Annotated in this window: 23 protein-coding genes; 6 read left to right on the top strand and 17 right to left on the bottom strand. The window is 35.0% G+C overall.

Annotation, left to right across the window (positions count from 1 at the left end):
• The 4 genes from A9G35_RS12960 to dnaK form a co-directional block, all read right to left on the bottom strand.
• Positions 1 to 253 (bottom strand): IS3 family transposase (locus A9G35_RS12960; RefSeq protein WP_141673849.1); only part of this gene is annotated, 253 nt, incomplete at its 3' end.
• Positions 254 to 336: 83 nt separating this feature from the next.
• The gene (locus A9G35_RS09210; RefSeq protein WP_065636592.1) at positions 337 to 636 is read right to left on the bottom strand and encodes a transposase; all 300 of its coding nucleotides are present in this window, start codon (positions 634 to 636) and stop codon (positions 337 to 339) included.
• 295 nt (positions 637 to 931) lie between these two features.
• Entirely contained in the window at positions 932 to 2062 is a 1131-nt protein-coding gene (gene dnaJ, locus A9G35_RS09205; protein ID WP_065636591.1) for a molecular chaperone DnaJ, read from the bottom strand.
• Positions 2063 to 2190: 128 nt separating this feature from the next.
• Positions 2191 to 4110 carry a molecular chaperone DnaK gene (dnaK, locus tag A9G35_RS09200; protein ID WP_065636590.1) on the bottom strand — a complete coding sequence of 640 codons (1920 nt, stop codon included), beginning with the start codon at positions 4108 to 4110 and terminating at the stop codon, positions 2191 to 2193.
• Positions 4111 to 4339: 229 nt separating this feature from the next.
• Between dnaK and satP the strand changes: the two genes are divergently transcribed.
• Positions 4340 to 4918 carry an acetate uptake transporter gene (gene satP, locus A9G35_RS09195; protein ID WP_034911261.1) on the top strand — a complete coding sequence of 193 codons (579 nt, stop codon included), beginning with the start codon at positions 4340 to 4342 and terminating at the stop codon, positions 4916 to 4918.
• 71 nt (positions 4919 to 4989) lie between these two features.
• Here the strand turns inward: satP and A9G35_RS09190 are convergent, their stop codons facing one another.
• The 12 genes from A9G35_RS09190 to polA all read right to left on the bottom strand — a co-directional run bounded on the left by A9G35_RS09190 (position 4990) and on the right by polA (position 18778).
• Positions 4990 to 5934 (bottom strand): hypothetical protein, encoded by a 945-nt coding sequence (locus A9G35_RS09190; protein ID WP_065636589.1) that lies wholly within the window; start codon positions 5932 to 5934, stop codon positions 4990 to 4992.
• 109 nt (positions 5935 to 6043) lie between these two features.
• Positions 6044 to 6487, bottom strand: a complete 444-nt coding sequence (locus A9G35_RS09185) for a PTS sugar transporter subunit IIA (protein WP_065636588.1) — start codon at positions 6485 to 6487, stop codon at positions 6044 to 6046.
• 15 nt (positions 6488 to 6502) lie between these two features.
• On the bottom strand, positions 6503 to 7000 hold the full coding sequence (locus A9G35_RS09180; protein ID WP_065559971.1) for a PTS system mannose/fructose/N-acetylgalactosamine-transporter subunit IIB: 498 nt from the start codon (positions 6998 to 7000) through the stop codon (positions 6503 to 6505).
• A 32-nt stretch (positions 7001 to 7032) separates the two neighbouring features.
• The gene (locus A9G35_RS09175; protein ID WP_065559970.1) at positions 7033 to 7893 is read right to left on the bottom strand and encodes a PTS system mannose/fructose/sorbose family transporter subunit IID; all 861 of its coding nucleotides are present in this window, start codon (positions 7891 to 7893) and stop codon (positions 7033 to 7035) included.
• Positions 7894 to 7936: 43 nt separating this feature from the next.
• Positions 7937 to 8755, bottom strand: coding sequence for a PTS mannose/fructose/sorbose/N-acetylgalactosamine transporter subunit IIC (locus tag A9G35_RS09170; RefSeq protein WP_065636597.1), 819 nt, complete (start codon positions 8753 to 8755; stop codon positions 7937 to 7939).
• 58 nt (positions 8756 to 8813) lie between these two features.
• Complete coding sequence (locus A9G35_RS09165; protein ID WP_065636587.1) at positions 8814 to 9794, bottom strand: D-isomer specific 2-hydroxyacid dehydrogenase family protein; 981 nt, start codon at positions 9792 to 9794, stop codon at positions 8814 to 8816.
• A gap of 331 nt (positions 9795 to 10125) precedes the next feature.
• Complete coding sequence (gene asnB, locus A9G35_RS09160; protein WP_034911264.1) at positions 10126 to 11799, bottom strand: asparagine synthase B; 1674 nt, start codon at positions 11797 to 11799, stop codon at positions 10126 to 10128.
• A 177-nt stretch (positions 11800 to 11976) separates the two neighbouring features.
• A complete protein-coding gene (locus A9G35_RS09155) occupies positions 11977 to 12321 on the bottom strand; it encodes a YdbL family protein (protein ID WP_065636586.1) in 345 nt (114 codons plus the stop codon).
• A gap of 105 nt (positions 12322 to 12426) precedes the next feature.
• Positions 12427 to 12612, bottom strand: a complete 186-nt coding sequence (locus A9G35_RS09150; RefSeq protein WP_034911268.1) for a YnbE family lipoprotein — start codon at positions 12610 to 12612, stop codon at positions 12427 to 12429.
• 11 nt (positions 12613 to 12623) lie between these two features.
• Positions 12624 to 14237, bottom strand: coding sequence for an intermembrane phospholipid transport protein YdbH family protein (locus A9G35_RS09145; protein WP_065636585.1), 1614 nt, complete (start codon positions 14235 to 14237; stop codon positions 12624 to 12626).
• A gap of 54 nt (positions 14238 to 14291) precedes the next feature.
• On the bottom strand, positions 14292 to 15722 hold the full coding sequence (gltX, locus tag A9G35_RS09140; protein ID WP_065636584.1) for a glutamate--tRNA ligase: 1431 nt from the start codon (positions 15720 to 15722) through the stop codon (positions 14292 to 14294).
• Between the two features lie 281 nt (positions 15723 to 16003).
• Entirely contained in the window at positions 16004 to 18778 is a 2775-nt protein-coding gene (gene polA / locus A9G35_RS09135; protein ID WP_218057249.1) for a DNA polymerase I, read from the bottom strand.
• Between the two features lie 205 nt (positions 18779 to 18983).
• Here polA and folE point away from each other — a divergent pair, with 205 nt between their 5' ends.
• From folE to ispH, 5 genes are all read left to right on the top strand, one after another.
• Positions 18984 to 19643 carry a GTP cyclohydrolase I FolE gene (gene folE / locus A9G35_RS09130; protein ID WP_065636583.1) on the top strand — a complete coding sequence of 220 codons (660 nt, stop codon included), beginning with the start codon at positions 18984 to 18986 and terminating at the stop codon, positions 19641 to 19643.
• Positions 19644 to 19765: 122 nt separating this feature from the next.
• Positions 19766 to 20704, top strand: coding sequence for a bifunctional riboflavin kinase/FAD synthetase (gene ribF / locus A9G35_RS09125; RefSeq protein ID WP_065636582.1), 939 nt, complete (start codon positions 19766 to 19768; stop codon positions 20702 to 20704).
• 37 nt (positions 20705 to 20741) lie between these two features.
• A complete protein-coding gene (gene ileS, locus A9G35_RS09120) occupies positions 20742 to 23549 on the top strand; it encodes an isoleucine--tRNA ligase (RefSeq protein WP_065636581.1) in 2808 nt (935 codons plus the stop codon).
• 106 nt (positions 23550 to 23655) lie between these two features.
• Positions 23656 to 24129 carry a signal peptidase II gene (gene lspA, locus A9G35_RS09115; RefSeq protein ID WP_065636580.1) on the top strand — a complete coding sequence of 158 codons (474 nt, stop codon included), beginning with the start codon at positions 23656 to 23658 and terminating at the stop codon, positions 24127 to 24129.
• Between the two features lies 1 nt (position 24130).
• Positions 24131 to 25078 (top strand): 4-hydroxy-3-methylbut-2-enyl diphosphate reductase, encoded by a 948-nt coding sequence (gene ispH, locus A9G35_RS09110; protein WP_065636579.1) that lies wholly within the window; start codon positions 24131 to 24133, stop codon positions 25076 to 25078.
• A gap of 1 nt (position 25079) precedes the next feature.
• Here ispH and A9G35_RS09105 read toward each other — a convergent pair whose 3' ends face one another.
• A complete protein-coding gene (locus A9G35_RS09105) occupies positions 25080 to 25334 on the bottom strand; it encodes a YfhL family 4Fe-4S dicluster ferredoxin (protein ID WP_065636578.1) in 255 nt (84 codons plus the stop codon).
• Positions 25335 to 25391: the final 57 nt, after the last annotated feature.

Here is a 25391-nt window from a genome sequence, read left to right as displayed (position 1 = left end):
CAAATTGTCGTTGCAGGTGATTTTCTGTGGCGGTTTCATTCACTTCCGTATTGTGAGATTGATAACGTTTAACGGTGTATTTTGATACCAGCAATAAGGCTTTCATCACCCGAGCAATGTAACGGCATGACACCCAAATATTCTCTTTTTGTAAATCAAAACGAATTCGTCTTGTACCATAAGACTGATAGCTCTGATTAAATAGCGTCACGATTTTATCGGCATAAAGCCCTACTGATTTTTGTCTATTCAATTTACACTGATAATAAGCATAATATCTTGATAATCCTAAATATTGACATAGCTTTGTTATGCTATAACGATGTCGATTTGCTTTTAGGATAGCGATTTTCGCCCTATTATCAGTGCTGCTTGCTTTAGAATATCATTTTCCATACGCAGCTGTTTAAGCTCTTTACGCAACGCGATTAACGCTTGTTCTTGTGGACTGCGATTATCTTTTGTTTTAAATGAGCCACTTTGGCTTGATTGCGTTATCCAACGGTCCAATGCTGATGATGTCAAATCATATTCTGCAACGATTTCACTACGTGATTTACCATGTTGATAAAGACTGACCATTTGGTGTTTAAAATCATCTGTGAATGTTCGTCTTTTGCGTTTAATCTTATTCATATTTGTTCCTTTTTTAGTTGTGATAAGTTTACCTTACCCCTTAAAAAAGTTGTATGAATTAGTGTAGCCGATCCAAACAGAATCGTAGTAAAAAAAAGAAATAGTTGCATAAACGGTTAATTTGACTAAAAAACACCAAAAACTTTAATAAAGTTAATAGCTACATTAACTAATTTTTGGCTAAAAGTTTTTTGTTTTTGTGAATAAATAGGGATGGGTGTAGAGGTGTTAATGTTGGCTAACACACGATTGAACAAGTGATTTTACTGTTCAATCGTGCTTTTACTATATCCAATTAACCAAAAAACTTTTTCACTTTGTCAAAGAAGCTTTTTTCTTTGGGACTGTGTTTAGAGTTTTTATCAGCTTTAAAGCTTTCACCTAACTCCTTTAGTAACTCTTTTTGTTTACTGGTTAAATTAACTGGTGTTTCAACTACAACATGGCAGTAAAGATCACCGACAGCATTACCACGCAATGATTTTATGCCTTTGCCTCGTAGTCGGAACATTTTTCCTGTTTGAGTTTCAGCAGGAATTGTTAAGCTGACCTTGCCATTAAGTGTTGGCACTTCAACTTCGCCACCAAGTGATGCTAATACAATATTGATTGGAATTTCGCAATGTAAGTTTGCACCATCTCGCTCAAAAATAGTATGTGGTTTGACTTGTACTTGTACATATAAATCACCAGATGGCGCACCATTTAAGCCTGCTTCACCTTCACCAGAAAGTCGAATTCGGTTTCCTGTATCAACACCAGCAGGAATAGTGACAGACAATGTTTTTGTTTTTTGTACTCGGCCTTCACCGTGACATTTTTTGCATGGATTTTTAACTACTTTACCACGACCATGACAAGTTGGGCACTCTTGCTGCACAGCAAAAAAGCCTTGGCGCATTTGTACAACACCTGCACCATGACATGTGTTACACGTTACCACATCAGAAGGCTTTTCGGTTCCTTGTCCATGGCAAGTATCACAGCTTACCCATGTTGGGACTTTAATTTCTTTACTAACACCTGCAGCAGCTTCTTCTAATGTTAGTGTGATATTGTATTGTAAGTCATTGCCGCGAGATGCAGTTTGTCCACGACCTCGACCACCACCAAAGAAATCACTGAATATATCGTCAAAAGCTCCGCCGCCAAATCCACCAAAACCTCCGAATCCTCCTGCACCGCCGCCTTGACCTTGTTCAAAAGCAGCATGGCCATATTGATCATAAGCGGCTTTCTTTTGTGGATCAGTTAAGATTTCATAAGCTTCTTTGACTTCTTTAAATTTTGCTTCAGCTTCGGCTTTATTGTCCTGATTTTTGTCAGGGTGATATTTCATTGCTAGGCGCTTATAGGCTTTTTTTATCTCACTTTCACTGGCACTTTTACTGACGCCTAATGTTTCATAATAATCTTTCTTCGCCATAATTAACCTTTATTTTTATCTCTTTTCATAAACAACTAAACGGGCTTGAGGAGACCTCGTGCCCGTTTAATGTGTTATATGTTTAAAATTTGTTGAAATAACGCATTAAAAAACATACTAATTAATGATTATTTTTTATCTTCATCAACTTCTTTGAAGTCAGCATCAACAACGTCATCTTCTGCTTTAGTGTTTCCACCTGCAGATTGACCCGCACTTTGGCTTGCTTGAGCTTGTTGTTGTGCTAATTCAAGCAATTTTTTAGACGCTTCCATTAAGGCATTAATTTTTGCTTCAATTTCGTCTTTATCTTCACCACGAGCGGCAACTTCTAAAGCACTTACTGCATCTTCAATTGCTTTTTTATCATCAGCTGATAACTGATCACCCGCTTCAGTCACTTGTTTACGAGTTGAGTGAACAAGGTGGTCTGCTTGGTTACGAGTTTGAGCTAACTCTTCAAACTTACGGTCTGCATCGGCATTAGCTTCCGCATCATTAACCATTTTTTGAATTTCTTCTTCACTTAAACCTGATGAAGCTTTAATAGTGATATTTTGTTCACGGCCAGTATTTTTGTCTTTCGCTGATACATGTAAAATACCATCGGCGTCAATATCAAAAGTTACTTCAATTTGTGGCATACCACGAGGTGCCGCTTGAATGCCATCTAGGTTAAATTGACCTAGCGATTTGTTATCACTTGCACGTTTACGTTCACCTTGTAATACATGGATCGTTACCGCTGATTGGTTGTCTTCCGCCGTTGAGAACACTTGACTATGTTTTGTTGGGATAGTTGTGTTTTTCTCAATCAAGGCAGTCATAACACCACCCATGGTTTCAATACCTAATGATAATGGCGTTACATCAAGTAATAAAACATCTTTTACATCACCACCAAGTACACCACCTTGAACCGCAGCACCAACAGCAACCGCTTCGTCTGGGTTTACATCTTTACGCGGCTCTTTACCAAAGAAGTCAGCAACGGCTTTTTGTACCATTGGCATACGAGTTTGGCCACCAACTAAGATAACATCTTTGATATCAGATACCGAAAGCCCTGCATCTTGTAATGCAGTTTTAACTGGATCCATTGAACGTTTTACTAAGTCTTCAACTAAAGCTTCTAGTTTAGCGCGAGTCACTTTAATATTTAAATGTTTTGGACCACTTGCATCAGCAGTGATATAAGGTAAATTAATATCAGTTTGTTGCGCTGATGATAATTCAATTTTCGCTTTTTCTGCCGCTTCTTTTAAGCGTTGCATTGCTAGCGGATCATTTTTTAGATCGAAGTTTTGTTCACGTTTAAATTCGTCAACTAAATAATTGATTAAGCGTGAGTCAAAGTCTTCACCACCTAAGTGAGTATCACCATTTGTTGCTAATACTTCAAAGGTTTTTTCACCATCAACGTCGTCGATTTCGATAATAGAAATATCAAATGTACCACCACCAAGGTCATAAACCGCTATAGTTCGGTTACCTACATCTTTATCTAAACCATAAGCAAGCGCCGCAGCTGTTGGTTCGTTGATGATACGTTTTACATCAAGTCCTGCAATACGACCAGCATCTTTAGTTGCTTGACGTTGTGCATCGTTAAAATAAGCAGGTACAGTAATAACCGCTTCAGTCACCGCTTCACCAAGATAATCTTCTGCTGTTTTCTTCATTTTTTTCAATACTTCAGCAGAAATTTGTGGTGGTGCAATTTTTTGACCTTTAATATCAACCCATGCATCGCCGTTGTCTGCTTTTACAATTTTATACGGCATAATACCAACATCACGTTGTACTTCGGCGTCTTCATAACGACGTCCAATTAAACGTTTAATCGCAAATAATGTATTTTGTGGATTAGTTACTGCTTGACGTTTTGCTGGTTGGCCAACTAAGATTTCCCCATCTTGTGTGTAAGCAATAATGGAAGGAGTTGTGCGATCGCCCTCTGCGTTTTCTAAAACTTTTGCTTGACCGTTGTCCATTACAGCAACACATGAATTTGTTGTACCTAAATCAATACCAATAATTTTACCCATAATCTATTCTCCTCAAAACCTGTATTTTATTTCTTGTATATAAGTCTTAAATTTTAATTTTCAAGCCTTTACTTCACAAAGAAATGTTTTTTGTTTTCACATAAATGGGAACGTTATTATTAATATCAAGGGGGTACAAAAAAATTATTTTTCTAAAACCTTGATTATGGCGTTTTCTACACTTATTATTGCCGCTCTTTAATCATCTTACTTAATTTATAGGATCCTTATGGAACAAACAAAACTTGCAAATCCTGGCCCTCTTGGCTTAATGGGATTTGGTATGACAACAATTTTATTGAATATTCATAATGCTGGATTTTTTCCTGCTATGACAGTAATTGTCTCAATGGGTATTTTTTATGGCGGCCTTGCGCAAGTCATTGCTGGTATTTTAGAATTTCGAAAAGGTAATACGTTTGGTACAACAGCATTTACTTCTTATGGTTTCTTTTGGATTGCGTTAGTGGGTATTTGGTATTTACCAACTTCACCAGCGACAGCGCCATCTGATGCCACTTTTGTTGGTATTTTCCTTGCATTATGGGGAATTTTTACTGGCTTTATGTTTATTGGTACATTAAAAGGCAACCGCGCATTACAATTTGTTTTTGCTAGTTTAACCGTTTTATTTGCTTTATTAGCTATTGGTAATATTTCAGGTAACCATGGCATTATTCATATTGCAGGTTTTGAAGGTATTATTTGTGGAGCAAGTGCTGTTTATTTAGCAATGGCAGAAGTGATTAATGAGCAATTTGGTCGTACGGTTTTACCGATTGGTGCACCTAAAGGCGCTGCGCATTAATTGATGTATCACCCCTACCTAATTATTTTGGTTGGGGGTGATTTCTTATCTTCACAATAACGTTACCTCTACTATTTATCATTATTGCTACTTATCAATGCTCGACTTATTTCAAGCAGTGATTGAGTATGTTTGTTTATCACTTTATCGGACAAGTAGTTATCTTTTGCGCTATGGGCATTTTTTATAACAATTTTACCATTTTCATCTATATCACCCGATGTGATCATGATGTAATTAGGTAGTTGTGTTTCCATTTTGCCACTGTAAAAAGTAATATTTTCTAGTTGTAGATTTGATTGTTGCGGTTTTAGAAATATTAACTCGTTACCATTGCCAATACTATCGATAAAAATAAATTTTTTGTTTTTCATTTTGTTAGAATAGCTTTCTAACATTTTTAAACCATATTGGTTACTATTGCCACCATCACATAAAACAAAAGCTATTTTTTTCTTCTCTTTTTTATTAAGTTTATTAATTAAATTTATGATGGTAATAATGCTTGATGAATTACAAACAAAGTTCTTTTGGTTAGGAATGCCACTTTTAAATTTAAAGACGAAAAAAAATAACAAAACCGTTGAAATAATTGAGCCAACGCCTGAAATACTAAAAAAACCTTGAGTACGGATATCAGGAATAAAAACAAAATAATTTAGTATCAATGAAGCAATGAATAAAATAATGATTGGCGCAATACTGATAAAGTAACTTAATTTACTAAATTGTGGAGAAAATGCGTATTTTTTTTGAAAATTAAAGTTATTAACGCCAGTATCGTAATAAGTGCAAATAATTAATTCAGCTTTATTTAAATCACCAATATAAGCATTGTAATAGTTTTCATATCGTCTTGTTGCTAATTTCAACTTGGCTAGTTTAGCATCAACCATATAGCCTAATTGAATTAGTTCTTTAGATATCACTCTTAAAAAAGCAATCTTTTGTTTAGTAGAAAATCGTTTACCAAATATGACACAGTATCGGAGCACAAGATCTTTAAGTATTTCCATTATTAATAAACTATTTAGATATAAAAATTAAACAATATAGTGAATATGACTTTGTTAATCATATTCACTATACACTTGATAATATTATCAATTAGCAATATTAAACTAATTAATAATCATCCTCATTCTGAGATTGGTTGGAATGAGTAAGATTAGCAATAGCGTCTTGAATATTATCATGACCCGCCTCAAGACTCTCTTTGGCTAATTCTTGTACTGACAATGAGTCTCTATTGCATACCGCATTAATCACCATTGGTAAGCTCATGCCGGTAATAACTCTAACATCCATACCCAATTCTCGCCATTGAGGCACGCATTTCATTGAAGCATTGTAAGGAGAGGCTCCATATAGATCGACAAAAATTAAGACTCCTTTGCCTGAATCTAAAGATTTTGAACAATTAAATAGATCCGTTTTTAATTGATTAATATCTTGCCCTGGATTAAGTGATAGTGTTTCAAATTTGTCTTGTTCTCCAACTATCATTGTTACACTATCTTTCATTCCCGCAGCCATGTTGCCATGGCTAATTAATAAGACACCTATCATTTTTACCTTCCTATATTATTCAAACATTTTGATTGCTTCATTTAATGTTATTTTTTTCAATGAAGGCGTTGCTTGAAAGTAGATATCCATATCCGGGTAACTATTTTGTAAATCGATCAATAGATCAAGTTGCTCTTTGTTTATCGATACTTCTTTAATTATTGATGTTGCCCCAGGTACTAGCGGTAAACCTCCAATATTTAGGTTTGTTATTGGTACGCCTGCTTTAATGATTTTATACATTACTTCAATATTTTTAGTAAGTAAGATAACATTAAAGTCATCGTACTTGCGATCATTCCAATATCTTACAGCACCATCTTCTTTTAGTACTCTGATTTTATGCCCAGTGCTAGCTCCGGCGCCTAGAATGATATTTTTTGTGAATTCGTCATTTGCTGAATAGTCATCTGCCACAAATAAAGCATTAGCCCCAGCAGCTTTTGAAACATTAGTTGCAACTTGACCATGAATAAGACGACTATCTACTCGAGCTAAAACAACTTTTCCCATAATTTAAAACCTCTATTTTTTATATAATTATTTTATAAAATGCCAATTGCAGCTAAAACACCAAGTATGATTGTTAATCCAATTAATGCTCTGGTTACTTTTAAACCTTTTTTAGAGAAATAAAAATATAATCCCATTACAACAATAAGTGGTAACGCACCTGGTAAGATTTTATCCAATGTGTCTTGTATAACGAAATCTTTTCCTGATAAGGTAAATTTTAAACTTGATGAGACTTTGATATAACTGGCAGCTAAGATACCCATCATAAACAAACCCAAAATAGATAAGCCTTCGATAAGCATCTGCATTTTATTACCAACAACTTCTGTTGCAGCGTTTTTCCCTAACTTAAATCCTAATTGAGCAAAATAATATCCAACAAAAAGTTGATAAACTACAAAGGCAAAGAAAGGAAATAATGCTCCAATTGCTAAACCTTCTTGTGCCCAAGGTAGTGCAATTGCGATAAAAATATATTGTACTGTGCCTGAGTCAATAGCATCGCCAATACCAGCTAAAGCGCCCATTAACCCCGCTTTGGTATTATAAAGTACATCATTATCGATACTAATTGGTTTCTTGTTATAAACTTCGTCAGCTCTTACAGACTCAAGTGAGGCCATTATCCCCGAAATCGTTCCCCCACCCCAAGTTATTTGAGTGTTAAAGAACAATAAATGTCTTTGGTAAGCCGCAGCCAGTTCACTTTTTGATTTATATAGTTTTTTTAGGATTGGCATTAATCCCCACATTAAAGATGCCGCAAGATAACGATCAAATGAGTGTGGGATTTCATTTGCATAATACCATCGTAACCACGCAATAGTGATATCCTTTTTAGTGATTGTTTCTGGCTTTAGATCAATACTTTCTTGTACGATTTCTGTCATTATAAAATTCCTCTATCTAATTTATTAATCGAATATCTATAGATTAATAATCATCATCATCTTCATTATTATTGGCATTATTTCTAGGTTGGTCTGCCGCAGAGTTTACCGCTTCACTTTTTGCCAAGACAAAAATAAATGCAACAATAGCACCAACAATTGCGTAAGTTACCATTGTTATGTTGAGTGGTTTTGTAATTACCGCTAAAAAATAAGCCAATAAGAAGAATATGATGTAACTCTTTTTACCAATCACATAAATGGTTAATGCAATACCAACAGCTGCCAGCCCACCACCAATGACGTTAAGGATATGGAAAACAAGTCCGCCCGCATTTGATTTAATCACATCGGCAATAATCGGTGCGCCAAAATATAATGCGACAAACATGAATGGTATAAATAGAGCACAACTACAAATGATTGGTAGTATGATTATAGAAAATGTTAATTTTGAACTATTTGCTTCTTGCGCATATTTTTCTGTTAATTTCATAATCATAGTGTTAAAGAAAAATCTTAGTTGATACAAGTAAGATCCTAATAAGCCAACAGGTACAGCGACCGCAACAGCAGCTGTGGGCTCCATTTTTCCGAGTAATGCTACTGGAACAGCAACTGCCGTAGCAATAGAAGGTTCTGATGGCATTTGACCACCAGGAGAAAATACTCCCATATAAATCAACTGTATTGCCGCAGTTGTTATCATGGCATTTGTGATATCATTAAAAACTATCCCAACAATTAAACCTGTCATCATTGGGGTAAATCTTAATGTTAATGTTGCACCTCCTAACCCCCTAGACATTACCATCGCAACCCATACAGAAATGATGGCTGCTTGAAGAAACGTTACATGCATTTCTTGCATATATAAACTCCTTAATGTTTTTATTATTACTTAAAAATTAAAAAAATAATTAAGAAACAATTGATTGTAGTTCTAATTTGTTAACAAAATTTTCTACATCTTGTATACATTTTTCTCCCATTCCTTGTAAGCATTCAATTGCATAAGCTGAGGTATGTGGTGTAACAAGTACTTTTGGATGTTTAACTAAAGGATTATCGTTGTATGACGGTTCGACATACATTACGTCTGTTGCATGCCCAGCTACAATTTCACTATCAAGTGCTTTTAATAATGCACTTTCATCAATCAATTCAGCTCGAGCAGTATTTGTGATATAAACGCCTTTCTTCATTAAAGAAAATTGGCGCTCTTTTAAAATATGGTAACTGGTTTCATTTAATGATGCGTTTAAAGAGATAATATCTGAATTTTGGAGTAAATAATCTAAATCAACAATTTCAATATTATTTTTAATCGCCCATTGTTTATTAACTTTAGGATCAACAACGAGTAGCCGAGCATTAAAACCATGCTTAAATATTTCTGCTACTCGACTGCCAATATTACCGCATCCAATAACACCAACGACTTTACCCGTAACATTAATACCTAAAAAAGAGGCTCTTCTCTTCCATTCATTTGACTTCACTGCAGCTTGAGATTGAACTGTTTGTCTGATTAATGCTAGTAAATTGGTTACTGCATTTTCAGCGACAGCATCTCGTTCAACTAAAGGGGGAACTATAGTAACAATCGTACCGTGTTCTTTGGCAGCAATAACGTCAACGTTATTAAACCCGATTCCATGGCGAGAAAGTAAAAATAAAGGATCTTTTTTATTATCAAAAAACTCTTTATTAAAAAATGGCCTAACGCTTGCAATAAATATATTGTATCCTTGCAATGCATCAGCTAGTTCCTTTCCTGAAATATTATTATCAAAAGTAAAATGTTTTACTTCACCTATTTTTTCTAATCGCTGTAAATGATCAGGAAAGTATTTCCCAAAACTACTGGAGTTGATTACTGCAATTTTATAATTTTCCACTCAATGCTCCTAGTTAATAAACCATTACAATTATATTTATTAGTAAATAAATACCGTTTATTTTCCATTCAGCTATTATGTGACTGGTAACATTTAGTATAGTTTATTAAATTTAGAAAAAAGTGAATTTAGATCACATATTGAACAAATATTTACTAAAAAACATACTACTCTCAACAAGTGACAAATCTTTTTAGTATAGAAGGCGTTAGATAAATATTGAGGAAATTAGAAATATATGTTAACTATCAAAAAAGTTATCATTTACGTTAATTCAATCAATAAAAAAGGGCAATAATGCCCTTTTTTATCATTTGCTAAATGCAACCAATTATTTTTTATAAGCGTCGTTATGAACACCAACCGCTGCACGCCCAGATGGATCGTTTAAGTTCTTAAATGATTCATCCCATTCAATTGCTTTAGCAGTTGAACATGCAACAGTTGGACCACCAGGTACACAATGAGCCGCACTTTCAACTGGAAATAGTTCATTGAAAATTTCACGATACATATAAGCTTCTTTCGAAGTTGGCGTATTATATGGAAAGCGGAATTTTGCATTTTCTAATTGCTGATCAGTAATTTTACTTTCTGCAATTTCTTTTAATGTATCAATCCAACTATAACCAACACCATCAGAGAATTGTTCTTTTTGACGCCAAACAACAGATGCAGGTAAGTAAGATTCAAATGCTTCACGGACAATATGTTTTTCCATTTTGCCATTGCTACCACACATTTTATCTTTTGGATTAATGCGCATTGCGACATCTAAGAATTTTTTATCAAGGAATGGGACTCGAGCTTCAACGCCCCAAGCCGCCATCGCTTTATTTGCACGCGCACAATCATACATATGTAGTGCTGCTAATTTGCGTACAGTTTCTTCATGGAACTCTTTAGCATTTGGCGCTTTGTGGAAATAGAGGTAACCGCCGAACACTTCATCAGCACCTTCACCAGAAAGTACCATTTTTATTCCCATTGCTTTGATTTTACGTGCCATTAAATACATTGGTGTTGATGCACGGATTGTGGTTACATCATAAGTTTCAATGAAATAAATTACGTCACGAATCGCATCAATACCTTCTTGAATGGTAAAGTTAATTTCGTGGTGAACTGTACCTAGATGATCAGCAACCGCTTGTGCAGCTTTAAGATCTGGAGCACCTTTTAAACCTACAGCAAATGAGTGCAACTGTGGCCACCATGCTTCTGATTTTTCGTGATCTTCAACACGACGTGCTGAGAATTTTTTAGTGATCGCTGAAATGACGGAAGAATCAAGTCCACCTGACAATAAAACACCATATGGCACGTCAGACATTAAATGACTTTTTACAGACTCTTCTAATGCAACACGCAGTGCATTAATATCCGTCTTATTGTCTTTCACATTTTCGTAATCCATCCAGTCACGTTTGTAATACGTTTTGATTTCACCTTCGGTACTAGATAGATAGCATCCCGGAGGGAAAGCCTCAATTGTTTTACAAACAGGAACTAATGCTTTCATTTCAGAGGCAACATAAAATGTGCCATTTTCATCATGACCTGTATACATTGGAATAATACCAATATGGTCACGGCCAATAAAATAGCTCCCTTTATTGATATCATAAAGGATAAAAGCAAACATACCTTGTAATTCATCAAGGCAATCAATACCTTTTTCTTGATATAAAGCAAGAATCACTTCACAGTCAGAGCCTGTTTGAAACTCATAACGATCTTTGTACTGATTTCGGAGTTCTTGATGATTATAAATTTCGCCATTTACTGCTAAAACTAATGTTTTATCTTTATTATAAAGCGGCTGAGATCCTGTATTAACATCTACAATTGATAAACGTTCATGAGCAAGAATTGCTTTATCAGAAGCAAAAATACCAGACCAATCAGGACCACGATGACGTTGTAGGCATGATAGTTCTAATGCTTTTGTTCGTAGTTGTTCTGGATCTGATTTAATATCAAGAATACCTAAAATCGAACACATTGATTTTCTCCATTTCAAATCGCATAAGCGATACTGTTACAAGTAAAAACTAACTAGATAAATTTTTTTATTTTGTTAAACATAAAACAAATATTTAAACAAACAGAATACACATTATTTATACACAATTAAAGCATAATGTGATTATACTTTTCTTACTACTGAAAAAAGTAGCAATTATTTTTTTAACCATTGGCCTTGTCGCTTTATATATTGACCTGCTGGGGTCTTTTCTTGCGCTTTACTACCGGCCTTTTTTTCTACTTCACTTAAAGGGACATTACTTTCAGCTGATACTTTTTGGTATTGTTCTTTACGAGCCTGATTAATTAATTGCGCAATTTCAGAAGCGTTACCTTCGTTTTTCACTACACCTAAATAACCATCAGCCTGTTCACCAACTATCCCTTGAGCTTTGGCTTGGCTTAATGAATCTATTGCTTGATCTAAATTTAATGCAAACGCAGAAAAAGATAACACAACTGAAAATAATGCCAAGGTTGCTTTCTTACAGATATTCATAACAAACTCCTTAATAAATACATCGTATTTTATTTATTTGAATGTGAGTATAGATTTTTATTAATACTTATAATCAAAAAGACAGATAAAAATAAAACTTATTAATTAATATAATCCAGATTTATTGATTATATTATCTAAAGCTTTATCAACCTTAATATTAATTTCATGGTCTATCTTAACATTTAAATTGATATTAATTGGTTCACTCGGTGCTTGAACTTTGACAGTCGGTGAACATCCCGTTAATACACCTGCTAATATTATAATTGCAATAACATTTCGTACCATAAAATAACCTCTTATTTTGAAGATTTATTTTTTAAATAAGCTTCAATACGTTTACGGATTGGCTCACTAATTTGATCGGATAACTGTAAACTCATAAGCAACTTAGTCATATTTTCTTCTAGGTTGATATTTAAATTAACCGCTTTGCCATTTTCGACATCCAAATTACTGCCTTGAATATTCAATTTTAATTTGGCAATGTCATTAGCGTAATCAACTGCGCCTTGTAACTTAGTATAATGAAAATTTTTAATAATATCAGTGAGTATTTTCATATTGGGGTTATTTTGCCCATAGCTTTTGAGGGCAGAATTTTCAAATTGTAAATAACCCTCGTTGATCGTAACTAACTTGCCATTTTTAATGACAAATTTTAAAGCTGTTTCACCCTTTTTCTTTATCTCTGATAACGTAATAGGTAAAACACCATCAATTACACCATCACCAGCAAGCCCTTCAGAAGGATATTGCTTAAAAATATCTTTTAGTTGTATCTGTTTTAACCTTAAATTAAATTGTTGGGGTAATTTAGCTAAATTCAATTTATTTTCTTCAATAAAAACCAAACCAGAGAAGATATTAGCTTGAGCTTTTTTCCATGTAACCGTTCCTTTGTTTGGTGCTTTAAACGAGGCTAAATAGCTTCCAACTAATTTAATCTTTTCAAAAGCGATCCCCATATTTACTTCTTGAATATTTAATACTGGTGTTGAAATAGTAAATTGGTTATCTTTAATAATAATATTGATATCGCCTGTAACCGATTTGATTTCACTAGTTTTATAAATACCATTGAGTTTATTAATGGTTAATGTTGCTATAGCAGATAGTTGGTTACTATCAAATGGAATGTTTGATTTAAGTTGAATATTGAAATCCCCGTTGGAAGAACCAAGGATTAAATCATCAGAAAGATTTGCTTTTTCTAAACTAATTGATGCTTTATCCGAAGTTATTAATTCCAATTGATGACTAGATAGCCAACCAGTAAACGGTAAGACTAAATTACTATTTTGTAAACCAAATTGATTTAGGGATGTTTTAAAAAGGCCGTTTTGTATGTCAATCCGCAAAGCCTGTTGATTAAACAACAAAGTGGCAGACAATTGTGTTATTTCTTGGGTATGGGTTGATAAATTAAGTTGTATTGCTTCTTGCTGTTTACTTATATCAACTTTTAAATCTAATCTCGCTTTATTTTGTTCATAAAGTCGCAGTGTATCTATATGAATCGTTTTAGGTAACCAATAAATAATAGTTGAAATCAAAGAGAGATCGGGATCAGATTGATTAAGCGTTTCAGTCGTTGTATCAACCGTGTTTTCAATAGTTTCTAAAGCTATTTCAGATTCATTGGGTTGCCAATAAATATCTAAATTATTTGCAGTTAACTGCGATAATGAAATTGATAAATTTTTAGCAGTTATAGAAACTTGGGATGGTTTACTGACAGTAAGTTCGTCAAAAGTAAGACCTTTAAAGCCAACGCTAGCACCATGCCAATCGACAATAATCCCATTTTTCTGCTTGAAAGTCTGCCAATAATGCCACCCAAACAAGCAAAACAGTATGAGGAAAAATAAGATACTGAGTAAGATCCAATAGCGTTTTTTTAAGCGAACCATAGAAGTTCTCACTTTGACAAAAAAGGTTGCAGGGATTTCCCTGCAATAAATATATTAATTTTGAGATTGCTCACGTTGATTAATATATGCCAAAGCCTTATCAATTCTAGCAAGCGCTCGTTTTTTGCCTACCGCAAAAACAGTTGCATCAACCGATGGCGATTGCCCGATACCTGTTACAGCAACGCGTAATGGCATGCCAACTTTACCCATACCAACATTAAGCTCGGTTGCAGTTGCTTCAATCGCATGATGAATTTTATCAATTTGCCAATCAAAGTCAGCAATAGCTTCAATTTTTGCTTTAATTGTTTCTAATGGCTGTTTGGCGACTGGGCGCAAATGTTTTTTAGCTGCATCGGCATCATAATCTTCAAAATCTCGATAGCAATAAGCACATGATTCAGCCATCTCTTTAAGCGTTTTACAACGTTCACCAAATAACTTAATAATAGTGATAAGATCAGAGCCTTTTGATAAATCATATCCTTGTTGGTTCATATGCCAAATTAAATGTTGAGCAACATAATCCGCATCAAGATGGTTGATATAATGGTGATTTAACCAAAGTAATTTTTCAGTATTAAAGGCACTGGCTGATTTACTAACCGCATCTAATGAAAAATAACTAATCATTTCCGGAACAGAGAATATCTCTTGATCACCGTGTGACCAACCAAGACGCACTAAATAGTTAAGTAATGCTTCGGGCAAATAACCATCATCACGATATTGCATGACACTAACCGCTCCGTGACGTTTAGATAATTTTTGTCCATCATCCCCTAAAATCATTGATACATGACCATATTTAGGAATTGGCGCTCCTAATGCTTCTAGGATATTGATCTGGCGTGGTGTGTTGTTGATGTGATCTTCACCACGAATAACATGGGTAATTTCCATATCCCAATCATCAACAACGACACAGAAATTATAAGTTGGTGAACCATCAGTGCGGCGAATAATAAGATCATCAAGCTCTTTATTAGCAATCTCAATTGGACCACGGATTAAATCATTAAAAATAACAGTACCATCAGTAGGGTTAGCAAAACGAACAACATGTGGCTCATCATGAGTATGCTCTTGTTGTACTGAAGCACAACGGCAATGCCCATCGTAACGCGCTTTTTCACCTTTTGCCATCTGCTCTTCACGCAATTTTTCAAGACGTTCTTTAGAACAGTAGCAACGATAAGCTGTTCCTTTGGCTAACATTTCATCGATGACTTGATTATAACGATCAAAGCGTTTAGTTTGATAATAAGGACCTTCGTCCCATGATAATTTTAACCAATTCATACCTTCCATTATTGCTTCAATCGCTTCAGGCGTTGAGCGCTCAAGATCGGTATCTTCAATGCGTAATACAAATGCACCTTTTGCATGGCGAGTATAGAGCCAAGAATAAAGTGCTGTACGAGCACCACCTACATGTAAATAGCCTGTTGGGCTAGGTGCAAAACGGGTTTTGATTTTCATGAAATAATCCTAATAATAACGAAAATAGAGCTTTAACAACAAAACGAATACCAGCACCATTTCCTTTGATTCTGCCATATATTAACAAGCAGAATAATATGTTTGTATCAATTCAATTTAGTTGCTTATTCTAACACGCCGAAAGGTTTCGGCAATAGTTCCATTATAGTTAACAGGTTAATTTAACTTGTTAAAAAGTTTCAGGAAAGTATACGTTTAAGTATAATATCAGCCTTAACTAGACAGATAAGGCTGAATTATTTAGTACGAATTTAGTATGATTAATGTGCTTCATCCCAATTATTACCGAAACCTACATCCACTTTTAATGGTATAGATAGTTGGTAACAATTTTCCATGATCGATTTTATCTGAGCTTTATATTGCTCAACTAATTCTTCTTTTACTTCAAATACTAACTCATCGTGTACTTGCATAACCATTCTAACATTACCTACAGGTAAGCTTTTTATCCATTCGCTTACCTTAATCATTGCTGTTTTAATAATATCAGCCGCTGTACCTTGCATTGGGGCATTAATAGCAGCACGCTCAGCACCGCGTCGTTCAATACCACTTCCTGATTTTATTTTAGGAAGATATAAACGTCGACCAGATAGGGTTTCAACATAACCTTGTTCAGCAGCTTGTTGGCGAATTTGGTCCATATACGCTTGAACACCTGGGTAGCGCTCAAAATAACGATCGATATAAAACTGGGCTTCTTTACGCGCAATATTAATTTGTTTGGATAAACCAAAGGCGCTCATACCATAAATTAATCCGAAGTTAACCGCTTTTGCACGTCTTCGCTCTTCAGAAGTCACTTCAGATTCAGTTTTACCTAAAATTTCACTAGCCGTAACACGGTGAATGTCTTTGTCATGAGAAAAAGCATCAAGTAAACTTTTATCTTGTGATAGATGCGCCATGATACGTAATTCAATTTGCGAGTAGTCTGCCGAAATAATTTTATATCCCTTTGGTGCAATAAAAGCTTGGCGAATTCGTCGCCCTTCTTCATTTCGCACTGGAATATTTTGTAAATTAGGGTCATTTGATGACAATCGACCCGTTATAGTTCCAATCTGGTTATAATTGGTATGAATCCTTTGATCTTTAGGGCTAATCATTAAGGGCAATTTATCAGTATAAGTATTTTTAAGTTTAGCCAGACCACGATGAAACAAAATCATTCTTGGCAATTCATATTCGCGAGAAAGCTCACTTAATACTTCTTCGCTAGTTGAAGGATCGCCTTTTGGTGTCTTTTTTAATACGGGCAATTGATGCTTATCAAACAAAATCGTTTGAATCTGTTTAGGTGATGCGGGGTTAAATTTTTCGCCAGCAAATAATTGCAATTGCACTTCGGTTTCTTGTAATTGTTGGCTAATTTCTTGAGAGTATTCATTAAGCAATTTAGCATCAACAAGTACGCCAGTCCTTTCCATTTCAGCAAGCACAAGTGCTAATGGCATTTCTATATCAGAAAATAGTTTGGTTAATTTTTCATTTTTTTCAAGTGTTGACCATAATTTATTATGCAATTGAAAAGTAATATCGGCATCTTCAGCTGCATATTGTGTGGTTTTTTCTACCTCGATTTCATCAATAGAAAACTGCTTTTTATCAATTTTAGTCAACTCATCATAAGTAATCGTTTTATGATTTAAATAGCGTTTAGCCATGCTATCCATATCGTGGCGTTCTGTACTGTTTAATACATAAGATTCTAGCATTGTATCAAACGCAATACCTTGCACGGTTATGCCATAATTGGCTAGCACACTGTAATCAAATTTAGCATTTTGGGCTATTTTTTTTATTGCAGGATCTTCAAGCACCGGTTTTAGTTTTGTTAAAACTTCATAAATCGATAATTGTTTAGGAACCCCTAAATAGTGATGAGAAAGCGGTATATAAGCAGCTTGATAAGATTTAATACAAAATGAAATTCCCACTAATTTTGCATGAACATGATCAACGCTGTTTGTTTCAGTATCAAAAGCAAATTGTTGACTATTTTTTAATTTATCAACCCAATTATCTAGTTGTTCATGAGTTAAAATACATTGATAATCGGTTTTTTTATTTTCTAGTGATGATCTATCACTTTGGGTATCAAAAGGCATATCATCTTTAATTTCAACAGGAGATAACTGTTTTAAAAAATTGCCAGCTATTAACTCTTTTTGCCAACGATGAAATCCATAATTATCAAATAATTGAGCAAGTGCATTAATATCAATATTACTCACCATCAGTTGTTCATTAGTAAAATCTAATTTAACATCAGTTTTTATCGTTGCCAGTAAATAAGAAAGTTCGGCTTCTTTTTGATTGTCAATTAATTTTTGTTTTAATGATTTCGCGCCTCGGATCGATAATTTTTCAATATCATCCAATCGATTATAAATATCTTTTATGCTATCAAACTCAGCTAATAAACTCTGAGCAGTTTTTTCACCAACACCAGGTACACCGGGTATGTTATCGGATGAATCGCCTCTTAAAGCTAAATAATCAATAATCTTTTCTGGTGGAACACCAAATTTATCTATGACCCCTTTTGAATCAAGTATCGTATTATTCATGGTATTAATAAGTGTAATTTTATTACTCACCAGCTGCGCCATATCTTTATCACCAGTGCTAATTAATACTTCTAAATTCTCTTTTTCTGCTTGTCTTGCTAATGTACCAATTACATCATCAGCCTCAACGCCTTCAATGCAAAGTAGAGGTAACCCCATAGCTTTTAAAATAGTATGAATGGGTTCAATTTGAGGGCGAAGATTTTCAGGCATCGCTTCACGAGTTGCTTTATACTCAGGATAAATCTCGTTACGGAAAGAACCACCTTTAGCATCAAAAACCACAGCAATATGCGTAGGATTGTATTGGTTAAGCAGGCTACGAATCATATTAATCACACCAAAAATAGCCCCTGTGGGTTCGCCTTTGGCATTAGTTAACGGCGGGCATGCAAAAAAAGCACGGTAAAGATAAGAAGATCCATCAATTAAGATAATCGGCGTTTTGTTTGACATCATAGTTACTCAATCATTATTCAACACGATAGTGAACAGTATACCTTAATTAGCCATAATATTCTTATCATCACTAATAATTATAGTGTAAAGAAGTTTCAGGTTACTAGCTACTATCTGTTTCAATATAAAACCACAAGCAAAAAACTGTATATTGCCTTATAACTGTTATATAATATTTCATCAATTTTCGTCCGAGTATTTGATAATGACAGAATTAAGTCTTGCTGCGCAAAAAGTTAAAGAAGCACTCGCTGCTAAAAACCTTGAAACGCCATCCTGCCGTTTAGCCATGGATAATTGTGAGCGTAAAAGCAAAATTGAAGCGCATTTTCGTGAAATTATGAAACTCATGGAACTTGACTTAACTGATGACAGCTTAGCTGAAACTCCTCATCGAGTATCAAAAATGTATGTTGATGAAATATTTTCTGGTCTTTATTATGAAAATTTTCCAAAAATCACATTAATCGAAAATAAAATGCAAGTAGACGAAATGATAACCGTTCGCGACATTACTTTAACCAGTGTTTGTGAGCATCATTTTATCACTATCGATGGCAAAGCAACGGTTTCTTATATTCCCAAAGATAAAGTGATTGGGTTATCTAAAATCAATCGTATTGTAGAATTCTTTTCACAACGACCGCAAGTACAAGAAAGGTTAACTCAGCAAATTTTAGTTGCTCTACAAACTTTACTTGGAACCGTTAATGTTGCCGTTTCAATTGATGCAACTCATTATTGCGTAAAAGCAAGAGGCATTAAAGACTCAAGCAGTATGACAACAACAACAGCCTTGGGCGGTGGATTTAAAACGAACCCAAGCACAAGGCAAGAGTTTTTACGCGCTTTAAACCATTATTAATTATTTGATATTAGCTATCACAAAAACAAAATATTCAACGAAAAAAGCTGTTTTATATTACGTGCATCTTCAAGAAAGATTGGTATAATTCTTGGCTATTTAGTATAAATAACATTGTTTTCATGAAGATTATCCGCGGTATAGCAAATTTTAAAAATCAGTTTTCTCAATGTGTTTTAACATTAGGGAATTTTGATGGTGTGCATTTAGGGCATCAACAACTGATTAACCATCTAATTAAGCAAGGTAAAAACTTAAATTTACCAACGGTGGTAATGCTATTTGAACCGCAACCATTAGAGTTTTTTACCCCTAATAATGCACCATCACGACTAACGTCATTTCAAGAAAAAGTCATTTTTATTGAAAAGTTAGGTATCGACTACATTATTGTAATTCCGTTTACCCAAACTTTTGCCAATATGCCTGCTGATAGTTTTATCCAAGATTGGTTAATTAACAAATTGCAAGCTAAATATATTGTTATTGGCGACGATTTTCGATTTGGATTTAAACGGCAAGGAGATATTAATTTACTACAGCAATACGCGCACAATAACCGCTTTTCCGTTGAAAGTATGCCGACATATGTTTGGAATAACTTACGAATTAGCAGCACCGCTGTACGTCAAGCTCTATTAAATAACGACTTTAAATTAGCGCATTGCCTTTTAGGACGAAATTATACAATTCAGGGACGAGTAATACATGGTAATGCTTTAGCAAGACAGTTGGGATTTCCAACTGCTAACATCCATTTACATCGCAAAAAACCGGCATTACAAGGTGTCTATTTTGTTAAAGTTAAAAATATCTGTAATAATCAGCATTATCATGGTATTGCCAACATAGGTATAAGACCAACGATTCATGGAAAAACAGCAATTTTAGAAGTGAATCTATTTGACTTTTCAGGCGATATTTATGGACAATATTTAGACGTGAATTTTGTACAAAAATTGCGTGACGAGAAAAAATTTGATTCATTAGCCGATTTGAAACAACAAATTGCACGAGACGTTTGCACTGCGAAAAAGATCAGTGCACAATTAACTAATTAAAAAGTAGTATCAACAAAATTAACTGGAATAAATCAGCATGACAGACTATAAAAACACATTGAATTTACCGGAAACTGGATTCCCGATGCGAGGTGATCTTGCTAAACGTGAACCAGCTATGTTGCAAAACTGGTACGATAAAGAACTTTATCAAAAGATCCGACAAGTAAAAAAAGGCAAAAAAGCTTTTATTTTGCATGATGGTCCTCCTTATGCAAACGGAAAACTTCATATAGGTCATGCAGTTAATAAAATAATCAAAGATATTATTATCAAATCAAAAAGCTTAAGTGGCTATGATTCCCCGTATATTCCAGGATGGGATTGTCATGGCCTACCTATTGAGCAAAAAGTGGAAGAGCAAGTTGGTAAACCAGGTGTAAAAGTAACATCTGCTGAATTTCGTCAAATTTGCCGCGATTACGCAGCTTCACAAGTTGAACTACAAAAAGCTGATTTTATTCGCATGGGTGTGCTTGGTGATTGGCAAAACCCTTACCTTACAATGAATTACGATACCGAAGCCAATATTATTCGTGCTTTAGGTAAAGTAATTAAAAATGGTCACTTAGTTAAAGGAGCTAAACCTGTCTATTGGTGTACCGATTGTATGTCATCATTAGCCGAAGCCGAAGTAGAATATTATGACAAATCATCGCCAGCCATTGATGTAAAATTTAAAGCGGTTGATAATCAAGCCGTAGCAAACAAATTTGGCATCACAACAAACTTAACTATTTATGCCGTTATTTGGACAACAACCCCTTGGACATTACCTGCTAGCCGAGGGATTGCTTTAAATGCTGAATTTGAATATCAATTAGTTCAAATCAATGATAAAGAGTGCTTAATTTTAGCTGCTGATTTAGTTGAAGCTGTGATGAAACGCGCAAATATCAGTGATTGGAAAATCTTAGGTAGTTGCCAAGGTGATGCACTTGAATTATTACGCTTCAAACACCCATTCCTTGATTTTGATGAACCTATTGTACTTGGCGATCACGTCACAATTGATGCGGGTACTGGCGCAGTGCACACCGCACCAGGCCATGGTACAGAAGACTTTATGGTAGGTCAAAAATATGATCTAGAAGTGGCAAATCCTGTTGGTGGTAATGGTTGCTACTTACCGGGAACTGGCGCAGGGTTAGATGGTCTATTTGTATTCAAAGCCAATAAAGTGGTAGTTGAAATATTAAAAGAACACAATGCATTATTACATTTTGAAAATATTGAACACAGTTACCCATGCTGTTGGCGACATAAAACACCGGTGATTTACCGTGCAACACCACAATGGTTTATCAGCATGGATAAACAAGGTTTAAGGGCGCAATCATTAAAAGAGATTAAGCAAGTTCGTTGGATTCCTGATTGGGGACAAGCGCGTATTGAAACCATGGTAGCAAATCGCCCTGATTGGTGTATTTCTCGACAACGTACATGGGGCGTTCCAATGACATTATTTGTCCACAAAGAGACCGAAGAACTGCACCCAAATACGCTAGAACTGGTTGAAAAAGTTGCCAAATTAGTCGAACAAAAAGGAATTCAAGCATGGTGGGATGCCGATATCAAAGAGCTACTTGGTTCGGATGCAGAAAATTATCGCAAAGTGCCTGACACGCTAGACGTTTGGTTTGATTCAGGATCGACATTTTCGTCAGTGGTTCGTGCTCGACCTGAATTTGAAGGACACGAAGCTGACATGTACTTAGAAGGATCAGATCAACATCGTGGTTGGTTTATGTCTTCATTAATGTTATCAACAGCAATAGATAACAAAGCACCTTACAAACAAGTGTTAACTCACGGTTTTGTTGTCGATGGACAAGGCCGTAAAATGTCAAAATCGCTTGGTAATATCGTTACTCCACAAGATGTAATGAATAAACTTGGTGCCGATATTTTACGTTTATGGATTGCTTCAACAGATTATTCTGGCGAAATGAACTATTCTGATGAAATCATCAAACGAGCTGCCGATAGTTATCGCCGTATTCGTAATACTGCACGCTTTTTATTAGCGAATTTAAATGGCTTTGATCCAGCTAAAGATATGGTAAAACCAGAAGATATGGTTGTCCTTGATCGCTGGGCGGTTAGTATGGCAAAAGAAGCACAAGAGCAAATTGTTCAAGCTTATGAAAATTATGATTTCCATAAAGTCGTACAACGTATTATGCAATTTTGCTCAATCGAAATGGGATCATTCTATTTAGATATCATTAAAGATCGTCAATACACAGCAAAAAGCGATAGTATCGCACGCCACAGTTGCCAAACTGCGTTATACCATATTGCACAGGCATTAGTTCGTTGGATTGCACCTATTTTATCATTTACTGCCGATGAAATTTGGCAATATCTACCTAGCTTACAAAAATCAGAATTTGTGTTTGAAGACGAGTGGTATAACTCACTATTTACATTATCAGATAGCGAAGCATTAAATAGTGAATATTGGGCGCAAATTTTGGCGATTCGTAGTGAAGTAAATAAAGTCCTAGAACAAGGTCGTAACGATAAAGTAATTGGTGGAGCGCTTGAAGCAGCAGTTACGCTTTATGCTGATGAAGCGATTGCTAACGCCTTAACTAAGTTAGAAAACGAATTACGTTTTGTTTTACTCACCTCGCAAGCGAGTGTAAAACCATTACAAACAGCACCTGCAAATGCCGTGCAAAGTGATATTCAGGGTCTTAAAATTGAATTAGCTAAAGCGCAAGGTGATAAATGTCCTCGTTGTTGGCATTATACAACAGACAATGAACCAACAACGCATTTATGTAAACGTTGTGAACAAAACATTCACGGTAATGGTGAAGTTAGACATTTTGCATAATAAAAATCAAAACAGATAATAGCGCTAAGATTTAGCGCTATAAAAAATATCCCCATTTTCCGCCGGCAATTTGTCGGCGGAAATATAATAATGAGCACGAACTTATATGAAAAAAGATCATGGACTTTACTGGTTACTATTAGCAATGGTTGTATTTATTATAGATATTGCAAGTAAGTTTTGGATTATAAATAACTTCTTTCTATTTGAATCAGTAAACCTTTTACCTTTCTTCTCAATTACTTATGTGCGTAATATTGGCGCAGCTTTTAGTATTTTTGAAGGTCAACGTACAATGCTTGCCATTCTTGCCTTGGTTATCTGTGCAGTAATTGTGCATATGTTATACCGCAGTACTCGCCAACAAAAATTAGAGAACTTTTCTTTATCACTAATTCTTGGTGGTGCATTAGGAAATTTATTTGACCGTCTTTACCATGGATTTGTTATTGATTTCCTTGATGTTAATTTTGGTGATTGGCATTATCCAACCTTTAATATCGCTGACTGTGCCATTTGTGTAGGTATTGGATTATTTATTTTATGTAGTTATAAAAAACCGAAGAAGGTAGCGGCATAGTATGCAGATTTTTTTGGCCAATCCTCGTGGTTTTTGTGCGGGTGTTGATCGTGCTATTACCATTGTTGAACGCGCATTAGAACTTTTTGGTGCGCCCGTTTATGTACGTCATGAAGTTGTTCATAATCGCTACGTTGTCAATCGATTAAAAGAATTAGGGGCAATTTTTATTGAAGATATAAGTGAAGTCCCTGACAATACTATTTTAATCTTTTCTGCTCACGGTGTATCAAAAGCAGTTCGAGAAGAAGCAAAGCAACGTCAGTTGCGTGTTTTTGATGCAACTTGCCCGTTAGTTACCAAGGTACATATGGAAGTCGCTCGCTCAAGTTATCGTGGTGAAGAAGTCATTTTAATTGGCCATGCAGGGCATATCGAAGTTGATGGCACTATGGGACAATATAACAACCCTGAAGGAGGTATCTATTTAGTTGAATCGATTGATGATGTACAAAAACTACAAATAAAAAACGAAAATCACCTCTGTTTTACTACTCAAACCACGTTATCAGTAGATGATACAGCCGAAATTATTGACGCTTTAAAAGCACGATTTCCCCATATTCGTAGCCCTCGCAAAAATGACATCTGTTACGCCACAACTAATCGTCAGCAAGCGGTAAAACAATTATCAGCACAAGCCGATGTGGTATTAGTGGTAGGATCTAAAAACTCATCAAATTCTAATCGATTAGCTGAACTAGCAAGGCGCAACAGCAAACAAGCATACTTGATTGATTTTGCTTCAGACATTGATCATAATTGGTTAACTAACGCCAGAACAATAGGCGTTACAGCAGGTGCTTCTGCTCCGGATATTTTAGTACAAGAAGTGATCGAACATTTAAAAAATTTGGGTTGCACCTCGTTAATCGAAACAGACGGTATTTTAGAAAACATTACCTTTGAAATTCCAAAAGAATTACGAATTGAAGTTAAAGCAAACTAAGCTAAGAAGAACTTTTAAGTAATTCAAATTTTGCCAGTAGCTGATCTGGTGTTTCAATATGCTCGGGATCAGCTATAATTGCATTTTGAATTGGGCAAACACGCTGACAAGTCGAATGATCATAATAACCCACACATTCGGTACATTTATTGGGATCGATCTCATAAGTGTCAAACCCCATTGAAATAGCCTGATTTGGGCACTCTGGTTCACACATATCACAATTAATACATTTATTGGTTATTTTTAACGCCATTATCTTATTATCTTTATCAACTACAAAAAATTTATGACATTATAGCGCAATCGACAA

Origin of the sequence: Gilliamella sp. Choc5-1, from assembly GCF_001690595.1 — a bacterium.
Classification (GTDB): Bacteria; Pseudomonadota; Gammaproteobacteria; order Enterobacterales; family Orbaceae; genus Gilliamella; species Gilliamella apicola_M.
The sequence above is the reverse complement of the archived record's forward strand: the minus strand, read 5'-3'. Positions and strand labels throughout refer to the sequence as shown.

Coding starts and splice junctions, on each gene's coding strand:
- A9G35_RS09210 (WP_065636592.1), bottom strand. CDS start 636: ATGAATAAGATTAAACGCAAAAGACGAACATTCACAGATGATTTTAAA.
- dnaJ (WP_065636591.1), bottom strand. CDS start 2,062: ATGGCGAAGAAAGATTATTATGAAACATTAGGCGTCAGTAAAAGTGCC.
- dnaK (WP_065636590.1), bottom strand. CDS start 4,110: ATGGGTAAAATTATTGGTATTGATTTAGGTACAACAAATTCATGTGTT.
- satP (WP_034911261.1), top strand. CDS start 4,340: ATGGAACAAACAAAACTTGCAAATCCTGGCCCTCTTGGCTTAATGGGA.
- A9G35_RS09190 (WP_065636589.1), bottom strand. CDS start 5,934: ATGGAAATACTTAAAGATCTTGTGCTCCGATACTGTGTCATATTTGGT.
- A9G35_RS09185 (WP_065636588.1), bottom strand. CDS start 6,487: ATGATAGGTGTCTTATTAATTAGCCATGGCAACATGGCTGCGGGAATG.
- A9G35_RS09180 (WP_065559971.1), bottom strand. CDS start 7,000: ATGGGAAAAGTTGTTTTAGCTCGAGTAGATAGTCGTCTTATTCATGGT.
- A9G35_RS09175 (WP_065559970.1), bottom strand. CDS start 7,893: ATGACAGAAATCGTACAAGAAAGTATTGATCTAAAGCCAGAAACAATC.
- A9G35_RS09170 (WP_065636597.1), bottom strand. CDS start 8,755: ATGCATGTAACGTTTCTTCAAGCAGCCATCATTTCTGTATGGGTTGCG.
- asnB (WP_034911264.1), bottom strand. CDS start 11,799: ATGTGTTCGATTTTAGGTATTCTTGATATTAAATCAGATCCAGAACAA.
- A9G35_RS09155 (WP_065636586.1), bottom strand. CDS start 12,321: ATGAATATCTGTAAGAAAGCAACCTTGGCATTATTTTCAGTTGTGTTA.
- A9G35_RS09150 (WP_034911268.1), bottom strand. CDS start 12,612: ATGGTACGAAATGTTATTGCAATTATAATATTAGCAGGTGTATTAACG.
- A9G35_RS09145 (WP_065636585.1), bottom strand. CDS start 14,237: ATGGTTCGCTTAAAAAAACGCTATTGGATCTTACTCAGTATCTTATTT.
- gltX (WP_065636584.1), bottom strand. CDS start 15,722: ATGAAAATCAAAACCCGTTTTGCACCTAGCCCAACAGGCTATTTACAT.
- polA (WP_218057249.1), bottom strand. CDS start 18,778: ATGATGTCAAACAAAACGCCGATTATCTTAATTGATGGATCTTCTTAT.
- folE (WP_065636583.1), top strand. CDS start 18,984: ATGACAGAATTAAGTCTTGCTGCGCAAAAAGTTAAAGAAGCACTCGCT.
- ribF (WP_065636582.1), top strand. CDS start 19,766: ATGAAGATTATCCGCGGTATAGCAAATTTTAAAAATCAGTTTTCTCAA.
- ileS (WP_065636581.1), top strand. CDS start 20,742: ATGACAGACTATAAAAACACATTGAATTTACCGGAAACTGGATTCCCG.
- lspA (WP_065636580.1), top strand. CDS start 23,656: ATGAAAAAAGATCATGGACTTTACTGGTTACTATTAGCAATGGTTGTA.
- ispH (WP_065636579.1), top strand. CDS start 24,131: ATGCAGATTTTTTTGGCCAATCCTCGTGGTTTTTGTGCGGGTGTTGAT.
- A9G35_RS09105 (WP_065636578.1), bottom strand. CDS start 25,334: ATGGCGTTAAAAATAACCAATAAATGTATTAATTGTGATATGTGTGAA.